The sequence below is a fragment of the Arthrobacter sp. efr-133-TYG-118 genome, from assembly GCF_030209755.1.
Lineage (GTDB): Bacteria > Actinomycetota > Actinomycetes > Actinomycetales > Micrococcaceae > Arthrobacter.
The window spans coordinates 148575-162523 of record NZ_JARVRH010000001.1; the positions used below are offsets into that span (position 1 = coordinate 148575).

Annotated in this window: 14 protein-coding genes; 5 read left to right on the forward strand and 9 right to left on the reverse strand. The window is 63.4% G+C overall.

Going from position 1 to position 13949, the window contains the following annotated elements:
* The first annotated feature begins 25 nt into the window (after window positions 1–25).
* Window positions 26–409: a hypothetical protein gene (locus tag QRN59_RS00755; RefSeq protein WP_284980630.1), complete on the forward strand. Its 384-nt coding sequence runs from the start codon at window positions 26–28 to the stop codon at window positions 407–409.
* 46 nt (window positions 410–455) lie between these two features.
* On the opposite strand, the gene dhaM is transcribed toward QRN59_RS00755, so the two are convergent.
* The 6 genes from dhaM to QRN59_RS00785 all read right to left on the reverse strand — a co-directional run bounded on the left by dhaM (window position 456) and on the right by QRN59_RS00785 (window position 8583).
* Window positions 456–1151, reverse strand: a complete 696-nt coding sequence (gene dhaM, locus QRN59_RS00760; RefSeq protein ID WP_284980631.1) for a dihydroxyacetone kinase phosphoryl donor subunit DhaM — start codon at window positions 1149–1151, stop codon at window positions 456–458.
* Complete coding sequence (gene dhaL, locus QRN59_RS00765) at window positions 1148–1798, reverse strand: dihydroxyacetone kinase subunit DhaL (RefSeq protein WP_284980652.1); 651 nt, start codon at window positions 1796–1798, stop codon at window positions 1148–1150. Before dhaL ends, dhaM begins: the two co-directional genes overlap by 4 nt.
* 2 nt (window positions 1799–1800) lie before the next feature.
* Complete coding sequence (dhaK, locus tag QRN59_RS00770) at window positions 1801–2802, reverse strand: dihydroxyacetone kinase subunit DhaK (protein WP_284980633.1); 1002 nt, start codon at window positions 2800–2802, stop codon at window positions 1801–1803.
* Between the two features lie 490 nt (window positions 2803–3292).
* Window positions 3293–3802, reverse strand: a complete 510-nt coding sequence (locus tag QRN59_RS00775; RefSeq protein WP_284980634.1) for an amino-acid N-acetyltransferase — start codon at window positions 3800–3802, stop codon at window positions 3293–3295.
* Between the two features lie 28 nt (window positions 3803–3830).
* Window positions 3831–5933 (reverse strand): S9 family peptidase, encoded by a 2103-nt coding sequence (locus QRN59_RS00780; RefSeq protein WP_284980635.1) that lies wholly within the window; start codon window positions 5931–5933, stop codon window positions 3831–3833.
* Between the two features lie 157 nt (window positions 5934–6090).
* Window positions 6091–8583, reverse strand: coding sequence for an ATP-dependent Clp protease ATP-binding subunit (locus QRN59_RS00785; RefSeq protein WP_284980636.1), 2493 nt, complete (start codon window positions 8581–8583; stop codon window positions 6091–6093).
* Between the two features lie 82 nt (window positions 8584–8665).
* Between QRN59_RS00785 and QRN59_RS00790 the strand changes: the two genes are divergently transcribed.
* The gene (locus QRN59_RS00790) at window positions 8666–8866 is read left to right on the forward strand and encodes a hypothetical protein (protein ID WP_284980637.1); all 201 of its coding nucleotides are present in this window, start codon (window positions 8666–8668) and stop codon (window positions 8864–8866) included.
* Between the two features lie 99 nt (window positions 8867–8965).
* On the opposite strand, the gene QRN59_RS00795 is transcribed toward QRN59_RS00790, so the two are convergent.
* From QRN59_RS00795 to lysS, 3 genes are all read right to left on the reverse strand, one after another.
* Complete coding sequence (locus QRN59_RS00795; protein WP_059390281.1) at window positions 8966–9292, reverse strand: histone-like nucleoid-structuring protein Lsr2; 327 nt, start codon at window positions 9290–9292, stop codon at window positions 8966–8968.
* 175 nt (window positions 9293–9467) lie between these two features.
* Window positions 9468–9641, reverse strand: coding sequence for a hypothetical protein (locus QRN59_RS00800; RefSeq protein WP_284980638.1), 174 nt, complete (start codon window positions 9639–9641; stop codon window positions 9468–9470).
* Between the two features lie 2 nt (window positions 9642–9643).
* Entirely contained in the window at window positions 9644–11170 is a 1527-nt protein-coding gene (gene lysS / locus QRN59_RS00805; RefSeq protein ID WP_284980639.1) for a lysine--tRNA ligase, read from the reverse strand.
* Between the two features lie 77 nt (window positions 11171–11247).
* Here lysS and QRN59_RS00810 point away from each other — a divergent pair, with 77 nt between their 5' ends.
* Genes QRN59_RS00810 through QRN59_RS00820 form a run of 3 tightly spaced genes read left to right on the forward strand, consistent with a single transcriptional unit; the run spans window position 11248 to window position 13864 of the window.
* Entirely contained in the window at window positions 11248–12135 is an 888-nt protein-coding gene (locus QRN59_RS00810) for an alpha/beta fold hydrolase (RefSeq protein ID WP_284980641.1), read from the forward strand.
* 9 nt (window positions 12136–12144) lie between these two features.
* Entirely contained in the window at window positions 12145–12999 is an 855-nt protein-coding gene (locus QRN59_RS00815) for an alpha/beta fold hydrolase (protein WP_284980642.1), read from the forward strand.
* A 31-nt stretch (window positions 13000–13030) separates the two neighbouring features.
* Window positions 13031–13864, forward strand: a complete 834-nt coding sequence (locus tag QRN59_RS00820) for an alpha/beta fold hydrolase (RefSeq protein ID WP_284980643.1) — start codon at window positions 13031–13033, stop codon at window positions 13862–13864.
* Window positions 13865–13949 lie beyond the last annotated feature (85 nt).

Consider the following 13949-nt stretch of genomic DNA (forward strand, 5'->3'; position numbering starts at 1 on the left):
TCCGGCAATTGCGATGGCCCCCGTAGTGTCCCTGACAATCACGGCAGAATACGCGCCAACGATCAAAACCGTCCATTTGAAGGCATGCCAAGACGGGAAATGCCGCGAGGCCGACCTGGATTTGCGCCCGGGCAGCGTGTCGGCACCTCAGTCCTGCGGCCCTGAACCCGAGGGGTCATGCTCTGCCATCACGTCACCGGACGGCACCCGCTACGGCTTCCTGAACATGGGAACACTGACGTCCTCGCCCATCGATGCCGAAGTGACTGGCACGGGCACAAACGGCGCGACGTTGCCGGCCAGGACACTCAGCTTTACACCCATAAGCGCCAAACCGTGGGGCGAGCAGTGCCAGACCACCATCAAGGCAAGCCTCTTGCTCGATGCCCACGGTCTGCGGCAGTCCTGAACTCCCGGCGGCAAATCTCGGCGCGGCCTCGGATCTCTCCGCAGCGTCAGATCTCGCCGAATCCCTGTTCCACCAGCCGCCTGACGTAGTCCACGGCTTTCGATGAATCTTTTCCCCAAGCCTCGACTCTGAGCTTGCCGCCCTTGCCCACTGCGAGGCTCATGAGTTCCATAATGGATGTGCCATCGACGCCGTTTACGGTTGCCTCGACATCCAGGCCCGCGAGTCCGCCCGCAATTTTCGCCGCAGGCCTGGCGTGCATTCCCATGGGGTTGATGAGCTCGAACTCGCCGCTTTCCGCAGGTTCGCCCCTGCCTTGGGATTCAGCCCGCCCGGCGCCATCAAAAGCGGGCTCCGGACCAAATCGAACCGCCTCCGCGGAGGCCTTCACTGCGGCCGCCAAGGCGCCACCCTGGGTGGCCACCGCGGCGGCAACGAGGCCCTCCACCAAGGGAGCGTCGGCAAGGAGGACTTTGTCCGGCTCGCTGCAGAACTCGGCCGCTGATTCTGCCGTCATGACCGCGGAACCAAGGTCCATCAGGACCACCACGCCATCCCCTGCGGCCTCCCCAAGTCCCGCCTCGAATGCGGCGATCGTTTTCTCCAGGTCCGTGCCAATCCTGCCATCATCCGTGCCGCCGACGGCGTAGAACCGCACATCGGGGGCCATCTGCGCGGCCAATTCCACCGCACCTTCCGCGATCTTCCGGCTGTGCGAGACCACCACCAAGCCCACCGTCATTCAGCGGCCCCATCGGGGAATCCCGCAGCGGTAGCGGCTGCGCGCAACAACAGGGCAGAAGACGCAGCCCCGGGATCGCGGTGACCGGCGCTGCGTTCACCGAGGTAACTGGCGCGACCCTTGCGGGCTACCAACGGATCAGTCGTGACGGCCCCAACCTCGGCAGCCTCGGCCGCCGCAGCCAGCACCGCCACAGCATCTCCACCGGCCACCAGGACCTCGTCCGCCGCTTCCACAGCCGGAGACCAGGCATCCACCATGGTTTTGTCGCCCAGCTCCGCCTTGCCCCTGGCAACGATTCCGTCTCGTGCCGCAGTCAGTGCTCCGGCGAGCGCCACTGCATCAACGTCCGCGTTTTCTCCCAGCGCGGTGGCCGCCCGGAGATATGCGGTTCCATACAGCGGTCCGGCTGCCCCGCCCACCTTGGACATCAGGGCCATCGCGGCCAGCTTCAGGGCTGCGCCGGGTGTCTCCGGTGGAGTCTGGGCAAGTTTCTCCATGACGGCTTGGAATCCCCGGTCCATGTTTTCGCCGTGGTCCGAGTCGCCAATAGCACGGTCCAAGGCAATCAACTCCTCCCGGTGCTCAGACATGAGCCGAGCGGAAAGTGTCAACCATTGGACCGCCCATTCGACCCCCAGGCCCACTGTCACATCCCCCAACGGAGTGCTGGAGTATGGACGGGCGCGTCCCAGAGTGTGGTCAGTTCGTCATCGAGCCGCAGCACCGAGATGGAGCAGCCCTGCATCTCAAGCGATGTGACGTAGTTGCCCACCAGTGAGCGTTCCACTTTGGCTCCTCTTTCAGCGAGGATCTGGGCCGCCCGGCGGTAGACAATGTACAGCTCACTGAGGGGCGTACCACCCATGCCGTTGACGAAGAGCAGCACTTCTTCACCGGCCTTAATGCCGAGGTCCTCCAGGACCGGGTCCAATAGGCGGCTGGTGATGGCGTCGGCGCCCTCCATGGCGATCCGGTGCCTGCCAGGTTCACCGTGAATGCCTATGCCGATTTCGATTTCGTCGTCAGCAAGCTCGAAGCTGGGTACCCCGGCATGCGGCACGGTGCAGCCGGACAAGGCAACGCCCATCGTGCGCACGTTGCGGACAACTCCTTCCGCTACGCCCGCGACAGCCTCCAGGGAATCCCCACGCTCGGCCGCGGCGCCGGCAATCTTTTCGACCAGCACGGTGCCACCTACGCCGCGACGGCCTGCCGTATACAGCGAATCCTCCACAGCGACGTCGTCGTTGACGAGAACCGAGCGGACGCTGATTCCTTCAGCTTGGGCCATCTCTGCCGCGGTCTCGAAGTTCAGCACGTCACCGGTGTAGTTCTTCACGATGTGTATGACGCCGGCACCTGAATCGACTGCCGCGGTGGCCGGAATGATCTGGTCAGGCGTGGGCGAGGTGAAGACGGCACCCGGCACGGCGGCGTCGAGCATTCCGTGCCCCACAAAGCCGGCGTGAAGCGGCTCATGGCCGCTCCCCCCTCCCGACACAAGCGCCACTTTGCCGGCTACGGGCGCTCCTTTTCGAACGACGAAGATGGGGTCCGTATGGACGTCCACGAGATCGGCATGGGCCATGCCGAAACCCTCGACAGACTCGTCCACCACCGAGCGGGGATCGTTGATGAGCTTTTTCATGGCGCGCTCCTGGGGCGTTGCTGGTAGGTGATTTGACCCTACTACCAGCGCCCCGGGCACGGTAGGGGAACGGTCCGTATGTGGAAAGTCCGGAACCGGAAACGCAGCAGGGACAGCCCCCAATGGCTGTCCCTGCTGAAAAACCTTCCGGTATGCACCTGGTCAGTGCGGCGGCCCGCCCACCGTCAAACGACCGATGCTGAAGTCCTGGGCTGTTGAGTCCTTGGCCATCGAGTCGGGCCAGAGATCCGTGCACGCGGACCGCATGCAACCCCCCGTTCCCCGCTTGCGCGACTCCGGCGTGGAGCCAGGACGCGGCAGCTCAATCTGGAAACCTGAAAAGTCCGGAAACATAACGTGGTACTTCATTTCTCGCCTCCACAGTATGGTTGGCTCGCCGCAACCGAGCCTTGAATAGTTTATCCATCAAGTTGATATACGTAAAGACTTGTGGACCAGCACATCCAGGGACGAGGAGAAGAAACCGGAGCTAAAGGACCTTGATCATGCGGGTATTGCCCAGGGTATTGGGCTTCACTCGGGCCAGATCGAGGAACTCGGCCACGCCTTCGTCATGGGAACGCAGCAATTCCGAATAGACCTGGGGGTCGACGGCGGTCTGGTCTGCCATGACTTCGAATCCGTGGCGCTTGAAGAAGTCCACTTCGAACGTGAGGCAGAAGACCCGCGCAACGCCCAACGCCCGAGCGTCCTCCAGGAGTTGCTGGACAAGGACGTGACCCACGCCCTTGCCCCGCCAATTGTCGTCCGCCGCCAAAGTGCGCACCTCGGCCAGATCCTCCCACATGACGTGCAAGGCGCCGCAACCGATCACCTCGCCGTCGGACGATTCGGCAATCCGGAACTCCTGAAGGCTCTCGTAGTAGGCCACGGTCTCTTTGGCCATCAGGATTCGCTGCTCTGCCAGAGGCGCTACAAGCCTTTTGATCGCGGAAACATCGCCGGTGCGGGCAGGGCGGATACTGAACGTCGAAGTCACAGCCCCAATCTTACGAGGCGAAAGGCGCCTAAAGCCCCAGGTCCTCAGGAACAGGAACCTCCCGTCCAAGTACCTGCTTGGCCAGGAAGTGCTCCACGACGCCGTACCAGACCTTGGCGTGCTGAGGCTGCAGGATCCAATGGTTCTCGTCAGGGAAGTACAGGAAGCGGTGCTGGGTCTCACCGTTCTCATCGGCGGGCAGCCCGGAACTGGAAAGAAGTTCGTACCAAAGCCTCAGGCCCTCGCCGATCGGCACCCGATAGTCCTTGTCACCGTGGATCACCAGCATGGGGGTTTTGATTTTCGCGACATGGAGATGGGGCGAGTTGTCCAGTGCCATCTCTGCGGTCATTTCCTTGAGCCAATACTGCGAAGCGTCCGTAGTGGGCCCGAACTGGTCCATGGCCCACAAACTGGCATGCGTCACGATCGCCTTGAAACGGTCCGTTTGCCCGGCGATCCAGTTGGCCATATACCCGCCGAATGACCCGCCCATGGCGGCTGTCCGCGTCTGGTCAATGTCGGACCGCTGGACCACTGCGTCGGTGATGGACATGAGGTCCGTAAACGGCGCCTTGCCCCATTCGCCCCAGCCGCGCTGGATGAATTGCTGGCCGTACCCCGTGGACAGTGCCGGGTCCGGCAGAAGCACGGCATACCCCTTCGACACGAGCAGCCATGGATTCCATCGCCAGGTCCAGGCATTCCACGAGCCCAACGGCCCGCCGTGGATCCACAACAGCAGGGGCGCCGGGTTCGCCTCGGACGCGCCTTCCGGGAGCGCGAGGTAAGCCGGAACCCTCGACCCATCAGCAGCGCTCGTCTCCACCCGTTCCAACGAGCCTTTGGTCCTGGGGCGATCAGCGGGCGCGGGGAGCCGCTCGACGTCGCCCGAGGCGAGCTCGATCCGGACCGCTTCCGCCGGGAATTCATACGAGCTGCGCAGCGCAAACGCACTCAGTCCGTCCGGGGAAACCACGACGTCGGTGTACGCGGCCGCATCCGGTGTCACCCGAGTGACCGAACCATCCGCGACGGCGACCCGGAAGACCGGCCTGGCGCCGTCGTCGTCGGCTGTGACAAGGAGCGAGCGCCCGTCCGGAAGCCAGGCCGCGGGGCTGCCCCAGCGGTCCCAAGCAGGCGCTAGGGGCTCGAGGTCAAGGGGTTCTCCCGCCCCGGCGTTCAAGAGGTGGAGTTTGACCTGGGGTGCCTGTCCGGGGGTACTGTCGCTTTCGCTGACTACCGAGAGCCTCTTGCTGTCAGGGCTGACCGGGCCCGGAAAATAGCTCATTCCCTCATGGTCAAGGAGCACCTTGATCGAGCCGGAAGCGACATCGACGGCAGCGAGCACAAATCGCGTGTCAGCCTTCGCGAGGGGCTTGGCGATGCTCGTATAGAGCGTCTTGCCGTCCGGGCTGACCACCGCGTGGGTGTTGCGGAGGTTGCCGCCGACGTCGGGCGTCAGATTGCGCAGTTTCAGTGGTGCGGTAGCATCCACGGTCGCGGGTTTGCCGGACTCAGCCGTATCTCCGTTTTCCACGGCGAACAGCCTGGGCTGGGCCGGCCCCAGATCCGCGTCCCAGTAACGGACCGGGTAGCCGGTATGCAGAATGGCCGCTACCTTGTTGTCCTTGCGGCTCTTGCGCCGCTCCTCGTCATTTTCCTCATCGGTGGAACCGGCAAGGACCGAGGCCGTCACGAAAGTTGCATCCGCGGCTGACGCCGTCATGACGCCCCCGACTCCGCCCGCGCGGGAGTGCACCACCCGGGCCTCACCGCCGCCGGCAGGCAGGAGCCACAACGCACTCACGGGATCCGCTTCGGGGCTGTCCGGATCGGGCCGGGCTGAGGTGAAGTAGAGGTCGCCGTTGGCAGCAAACACCGCGCCGGTTTCTCCCGTGGCGCTGCGTGTGATGCGGCGGGCGTGCTTCCTTCCCGCAGGATCAAGCTCCCAAAGGGCAGTGACGTACTCAGTGCCCTTGGCGTTGAGGGTGGAAACCGTAGTGACCAGGCGGCTTCCGTCCGTGCTGAGAGCCAGGCCGCCGACCCGGGGGATGGCCAGGTAGTGGTCGAGATCGTGGAAAGGAGTCTCGGGTTGTGTGCTCGGGGTCTCTGGGGCATTCGAATCCATGCTCTGATTCAACACGCAATGTGCCCCAGATCACAAAAGATTCACTGAAAATGAAACACTTATTTCAGATATTACGAACCTGGGGAACGCAAAAGCCCCGCCCTCTCCTTTCGGGAGCGGGCGGGGCCTTTGACTCGGAACTTGGCGGAACCGGAACCTAGGCGCTCGGAGCGATTTCCGGGATGCGCGGCTTCGCGTTGCCGGCAAAGGTGAACTTGGCGTCGTCACCTTCGCCGTCCACGTCGACCACCACGATGTCACCGGGGTGGAGCTCGCCGAAGAGGATCTTCTCGGAGAGCTGGTCCTCGATCTCGCGCTGGATGGTACGGCGCAGCGGCCGGGCACCCATGGCGGGATCGTAGCCCCGGGTCGCCAGGAGGACCTTGGCGGCCGTAGTGAGCTCGATGCCCATGTCCTTGTCCTTGAGGCGGCCCTCGAGGCGCGTGACGAACAGGTCCACGATCTCGATGATCTCGTCCTGCGTGAGCTGCGGGAACACCACGACGTCGTCAACACGGTTGAGGAACTCGGGGCGGAAGTGCTGCTTGAGCTCTTCGGTGACCCGTGCCCGCATCCGGTTGTAACCGGTGGTGGTGTCCGTGCCGGACTGGAACCCGGTTGCCACGCTCTTGGAGATGTCGCGGGTGCCCAGGTTGGTGGTCATGATGATCACCGTGTTCTTGAAGTCCACCACGCGGCCTTGGGAGTCGGTCAGGCGGCCGTCTTCCAGGATCTGCAGCAGCGAGTTGAAGAGATCGGCGTGGGCCTTCTCCACTTCGTCGAACAGCACCACGGAGAACGGACGACGGCGGACCTTCTCGGTCAGCTGCCCGCCTTCTTCGTAGCCGACGTAGCCCGGAGGGGCACCGAAGAGACGCGACACCGTGTGCTTCTCGGAGTACTCGGACATATCCAGCGTGATGAGGGCATCCTCTTCACCGAACAGGAATTCCGCCAGGGCCTTGGCGAGCTCGGTCTTGCCGACGCCGGTGGGGCCGGCGAAGATGAAGGAGCCACCGGGACGCTTGGGGTCCTTCAGGCCTGCACGTGTGCGACGGATCGCCTGGGAGAGGGCACGGATGGCCTCGTCCTGGCCGACGACGCGCTTGTGCAGCTCGTCTTCCATCTTGAGCAGACGGCTGGATTCTTCCTCGGTGAGTTTGAAGACCGGGATGCCGGTGGAGTTCGCGAGAACTTCGGCAATCAGCTCCTCGTCTACCTCGGAAATATCGTCCATGCCGCCGGACTTCCAGTTGCGTTCCTTCTCGGCACGCTCGGCAATGAGCTTCTGCTCCTTGTCGCGCAGCGAGGCCGCACCTTCGAAGTCCTGGGCGTCGATGGCGGATTCCTTCTCCATCTTCACTTCGGCGATGCGCTCATCCATGGCCTTGAGCTCCGGTGGAGCCGTCATGCGGCGGATGCGAAGCCGTGCACCTGCTTCGTCGATCAGGTCGATCGCCTTGTCCGGCAGGAAGCGGTCCGAGATGTAGCGTTCGGCCAGCGTTGCAGCAGAGGCAAGGGCACCGTCGGTGATGGTCACCCTGTGGTGCGCCTCGTAACGGTCACGCAGGCCCTTGAGGATCTCGATCGCGTGCGCGACGGAAGGCTCCTTGACCTGGATCGGCTGGAAACGGCGCTCCAACGCGGCGTCCTTCTCAATGTGCTTGCGGTACTCATCCAGGGTGGTGGCCCCAATGGTCTGGAGTTCACCACGGGCAAGCATCGGCTTGAGGATGGACGCGGCATCGATGGCACCCTCTGCAGCGCCGGCACCCACGAGCGTGTGGATCTCGTCGATGAAGAGGATGATGTCGCCGCGGGTCCGGATTTCCTTCAGGACCTTCTTCAGGCGCTCTTCAAAGTCACCGCGGTACCGGGAACCGGCCACAAGGGAACCGAGGTCGAGCGTGTAGAGCTGCTTGTCCTTGATGGTCTCGGGCACGTCGCCGCGGACAATCGCCTGGGCGAGGCCCTCGACGACGGCGGTCTTGCCGACGCCCGGCTCGCCGATCAGCACGGGGTTGTTCTTGGTCCGGCGGGAGAGGACCTGCATGACGCGTTCCATCTCCAGCTCGCGGCCGATCACAGGATCAAGCTTGTTTTCCCGCGCAGCCTGGGTAAGGTTGCGGCCGAACTGGTCCAGCACCACCGAACCGGCCGGGGTGCCTTCCTGTTGGCCCGGGCCTGAGCCTGGACCCGCAGTTTCCTTGCCCTGGTAGCCGGAAAGCAGCTGGATGACCTGCTGGCGGACGCGGTTGAGGTCGGCGCCGAGCTTGACAAGGACCTGCGCGGCAACGCCTTCACCCTCGCGGATGAGGCCGAGCAGGATGTGCTCGGTACCGATGTAGTTGTGGCCGAGCTGCAGGGCTTCGCGGAGCGAAAGCTCAAGCACCTTCTTGGCGCGCGGGGTGAAGGGGATGTGACCGGACGGGGCTTGCTGGCCCTGGCCGATGATCTCCTGTACCTGCTCGCGGACGCCATCGAGCGAAATGCTCAGGGACTCAAGCGCCTTGGCGGCAACGCCTTCACCCTCGTGGATCAGACCCAAGAGGATGTGCTCGGTACCGATGTAGTTGTGGTTGAGCATGCGTGCCTCTTCTTGGGCAAGCACAACAACGCGACGGGCACGGTCCGTAAATCTCTCAAACATTTCGCCACACTCCTAGCTACGACGTACTTTGATGCTACGTGGCAACGCTGGAATTTTGGGGCGTGTTCGCCACAGGGGAAACATGGCCGCACTGGGAATAGGTTCACTCAACACGTCCGTGGACCTCGGGATCACGGACGAGACCGAATCCAGGGCCTCCACGATCACGCCTGCGCTTCCGCCGACACCCCCACGAGCCGGCCGGCCGCCGTCGTTCCTCCCTGCAAACGTGGTGACTGTCTACCGGATATGGCCAGTCGGCTCCAAGCCTTCCGAGGAATAGTGGAGGCTCACCGCCAAACGACATCGTTATCCCGGCGAACCGGGCAGGCAGTTAAATGACAATACCCCGGCCGCAGGGCCGGGGTATTGATACTTGGTGTCAGGAATTGGCCTTCTGGTAGGCTTCCTGAATTTCGGCCTGAATGCGGCCACGGCTGTTTACGGTATAACCGTTCTCGCGCGCCCATTGACGGATCTGTGCGGAGTCCTGGTTTCTCCCTGCGGCAACGCGGCTACGCGTTGCACGACCGGTCGATGTCTTGCGCGCCTTAGCTACAAATGGCCCAAGAGCGTCCCGCAGCTTCGCAGCGTTGGCACTGGACAGGTCCATTTCGTAACTGACTCCATCAAGGCCAAAGCGGACAGTTTCATCCGCAGAGCCCTCATCCAGGTCGTCAACGAGGATAATTTTGACTTTCTGTGCCATGAAAAGACTCTCTTTTGGAGGGGTCGGATATGCAGAATAGCTAGACTACTAATTAAAGATTATCGTCCAGCGCAGGGCACCCCGTCAAAGGCTCCGGCAAAGACTCAGTCAAAGGCTCCGCCAAAGGCATCTTCAAAGACGCTATTAAATCTTCGGGTGGGTCCCCGAGAAAGAGCTATTTGGCAGGCTTTGAGCCGTCAGCCGGCTTGGCAATTCCGAATCCGGCTTCTTCCTGGGCGCGGGCTTCTGCTTGGCGCTCTGATTTGTCCGCGTTGAAGATGGCCTTCATGGCAAACCAAAAGAGAAGTCCGACAACGACGGACGGTGCAAGAACGGCAATGTATTCCATGGTCAGTGCCCTTCGGGCTTGAGGAGTGGGAACAGGATGGTTTCCCGGATGCCTGCTCCGGTGAACAGCATGACCAAGCGGTCGATGCCTAGGCCGATCCCGCCCATGGGCGGAGCACCGTACTCAAGGGCGCGCAGGAAGTCTTCATCCAGATGCATGGCCTCGACATCGCCGGCGGCCGAACGACGCGACTGCTCCGTAAGGCGTTCGCGCTGGATGACGGGGTCGATCAGCTCGGAGAACGCCGTGCCGCGTTCCATGCCGCCAATGATGAGGTCCCAGGCCTCGATCAGGCGGCCGTCCTCCCGATGCGGGCGGGCAAGGGGCTGCGCGGAGGGAGGGTAGTCGTAGACAAAAGTCGGGTTGAGCAGGGTGGGTTCGACGATCTCGCCGAACAGTTCTACCACAAGCTTTTCGGCGTCCCACTTGGGATCCACCTTGACCTCGTGCTTGGCGGCAATCGCCTGCAGTTCCGCCACCGTGGTGTCCGGAGTGATCTCTTCGCCGATCGCCTCGGAGAGGCCCGGGTAGACGGCAACCCAGGCCCATTCGCCGTCGAGGTCGATCTCGCCGGCGTCAGTCTGGATGGTGCGGGTGCCCACGACGTCGGCGACGTTCAGGATGATTTCCTTCATGCGCTCGGCCATAACGAACTGATCCGCCCACGCCTCGTAGCATTCCAACGTGGTGAATTCGGGGCTGTGCGTGGAGTCGACGCCTTCGTTGCGGAAGACGCGGCCCATGTCGTAGACGCGGTCGATTCCGCCCACCACGGCGCGCTTAAGGAAGAGCTCGGTGGCGATACGCAGCGTCATCTTCTGGTCGAAGGCATTCATGTGGGTCTCGAACGGGCGGGCCGTGGCACCACCGTGGACGAGCTGCAGGATGGGGGTCTCCACCTCCACATAGCCGCGTCGGTCCAAGGTGTCGCGAATCGAGCGGGTAATCGCTGCGCGGGTGTAGACCATTTCCCGGGCTTCGTCGCGGACCATGAGGTCCACATAGCGCTGCCTGACACGGGTTTCCTCATTCAGTTCGGCGTGCAGCACAGGCAGCGGGCGCAAAGCCTTGGAGGCCATGGACCAGGAGTCGGCCATGACGGACAGCTCGCCACGCCTGGAGGAAATGACTTCGCCTTTGATGAATATGTGGTCTCCGAGGTCTACCAGCGCTTTCCAGTCGGCGAGGGTTTCCTCGCCGACGTTCGCCAGGCTGAGCATCGCCTGCAGGCGCACGCCCTTCCCGTCTACACCGCCCTCCTGGAGGGTGGCGAAGCAGAGCTTGCCAGTGTTGCGGACGAACACGACGCGGCCAGTGATGCCCACGATGTCGCCGGTGGTTTCGTCAGCCTGGAGATGGGCGTACTTCTCGCGGATCTCGGCAAGGGAATGTGTCCGCTCAACACCCACCGGGTAGGCCTCGGCGCCGCGCTCAATCAGCTTGCTGCGCTTTTCCATGCGGATGCGCATCTGCTCGCTGGCGTCGGCGGGCTCGGCGGTGTGCGGGGATGGGGTGTTTGCGGAAGTCACAATCCACAAGTTTACCGGGGATTCCTTAGAGTTCCCTATCTTCCCCTCCCGCCCCTGCAGCAACATAGACTCGGGCTGTGGAGACATGGACAGTTGAAACGGACGACGACGGCGGCCACCTTGAGGTGCACTCCTTCCGGCCGGTGGCCGAGGCGTCCATTCCCGGCGCTTCAAACGCTGCGGAGGAGCCCGGCGTCGTGCTTGTTCACGGCACCTTGGTGACCGATTCCCTTTACTGGCCATTCGCCCGGAACCTGAGTGTCCTGCTTGGCCGGCCGGTGCATTCCTACAACCGCCGCGGCCGCGGCCGATCGGCCCCGCAGCCGCCCGACTACTCCGCCGCGACGGAGACCAGCGATTTGCTTTCCGTAATGGAGGCGAGCGGGTCCACCGACGTTGTCGGGCACAGCTATGGCGGATTCGTCGCGCTTCAGGCGGCGCTGCGCGCACCCATTTCCCGCCTCGTCACCTACGACGCCGCGGTTTCCCTCTCCGGCAACTTGAACGGGCGCTGGCGGCCACAATTGGAAGAGGCCGTCACCGCGGGTCAGCTCGACAACGCATGGGCGCATTTGGTCCAGGGGCTGGGCACGGCGGGCCCGATTTCCTATCTGCCGCTCGGGGCGCTGCGGGTAATCAGCATCCTCTCGGCCAAGACGAGGTTGGGATCCGAGATGAGGGAACTGCTGCCGACGGCGGTGCTGGAGATGCGCGCGATCATCGACGCCGACTCGCATATCCAAGACTATGCGGAGTTGAAGACGCCAACCCTGATGCTCAGTGGGGGGTGGAGTCCGGCGTACTTTGCCGAAACAGGCCGGCAGCTTGCGGCTGCCATTCCGTTGGTCGACTTCTCGGTAGTCCCACTGCAGTTCCATGAGGGTCCCCTCCGGCCGGGGAAGCAGCTCGCCGTGAGAATTGCCCGCTACCTGGCCCAAGGGACGGCGAAGGCCCCGTCCCCCTAGGATGAAGCGGTGAGAGAACGTGAGGTCCCGACGCCCGACGGCGGCAAGCTTGCCTTGTACAGTTACGGCACGGTGGACGCCCCGGGAGAGCGCCGCGTGGTGCTCATTGGCGGCGCATTCCTGACCGCGCTCATCTACCGGCCTTTTTCCATGGCGCTATCCAACGGACTCGGCGAGGGCTGGGCGGTCGATGTCTACGACCGCAGGGGTCGCGGCAGCTCGACGGAACTACCCGCAAACTACTCCATGGCCACGGAGATTGCGGACGTCCGCAGCATCATGGACGCCACAGGGGCCAGGAACCTCCTTGGCCACAGCCTTGGCGGATCGGTGGCACTGAACGCCGTTCAAGAGTTTGCGGGAACAAGCTACGAGCCGGACAAACTTGCTGTGTACGACGCCGCCGTGAACATCGACGGGAGCGTGGACACGGGCTGGCTGGACGGCTTTGCCCAATCCGTGGATAGCGGAAATGTGGGGCGTGCCATGGCAAGGATGAAAAGGGGCATGCAGCCTGGCACCGCCTTGGCGCGAATCCCCGAGCCCATCCTGGCAGGACTCATGGCCCTCGTTTCACACACGAAGGTCAACAAGGTCCTCAGGGGACTCATGCCAACCGGCGTGGCCGAACTCAAAGCCGCCTACGACGAATCTGCGCGCCCCCGGGACTTCTCCGTACTCCCCCGAAGCACACGGTTCATGGTGGGCAGCAAAAGCCCCGAATACTACAAGACCACTGCAGAGCGGCTGTACGCAGCTGTCCCCGGAAGCACGCTGGTGGTATCGCCAAAAGGCTTCCACGGATCCATTCCAGCCGCGGTCAAGGAACTTGTCATGGACCTTTCCAGCTATTTCAAGGACTGACGGAACCCTGCGGCTCGGTTAGGCTCGAAGCATGACGCGCGAGAACATCACAACGGCCGACGGCGGAACCCTCGAGCTGTTCACGACGGGCGGTGAGCTTGCCGCTGGCGGCTCAGGCGTCGTCGTCGTGCCCGCCTCCATGGTGACCGCCGCGGACTACTCCAAGTTTGCCCAGAAACTGAGTGCTGCCCTTGGCCGCCCGGTCCACACTTTCAACCGCCGCGGCCGTGGTGAATCATCGCCCCAGCCCGAGGACTACACCCTCGACGTCGACATCCGGGATCTTTCCGAAGTCATGAAGCACACGACCAGCACCGACGTCTTCGGCCACAGCTTCGGAGGCGCAGTGGCCCTGCATGCGGCACGCACGCTGCCGGTGGAACGCCTTGCGGTCTACGACCCCGCAGTCTCCGTCAACCACAGCGTGAAGGCCGAGTGGACGAGCGAATACGAGCGCGCGACGGCGGCCGGAGACTTTGACCGCGGGCTCGCTGTGCTCGTGAAGGGCGTCGAAACGGAGGGCGCCTTCGCGCGGATGCCGCTCTCCATGCTGACACTTGTCACCAAGCTGACGTCGGGCACTCCCATGGGCAAGCAGATGCGCGAGCTCATGCAGGCCGGCGTGCGTGAGATCAAGGCAGTCATTGCCGCGGACATGCCCGCAGAGCCGTTCCTTGAGCTTCCGCTGGAGACGCTCATTGTGGTCGGGGAGAAAAGCCCCGCCTACTTCGGTGTGGCGTGTGGCCAGATCCACGACGTCCTGTCCGGATCGAGCTACACCATCCTGCCCGGTCACGGCCACGACGGAGTGATCCGCGCACCGGACAAGCTCATCGCCGAGCTCTCCGACTTCTTCTCGGGCTAAACACCCGCTCACATATGGCGGGTCCGGGCCGGGCGGGTTCAAGGGGTCGTTGCAACACCTGAGTGATTGGTGGGTGTTGTGGTGG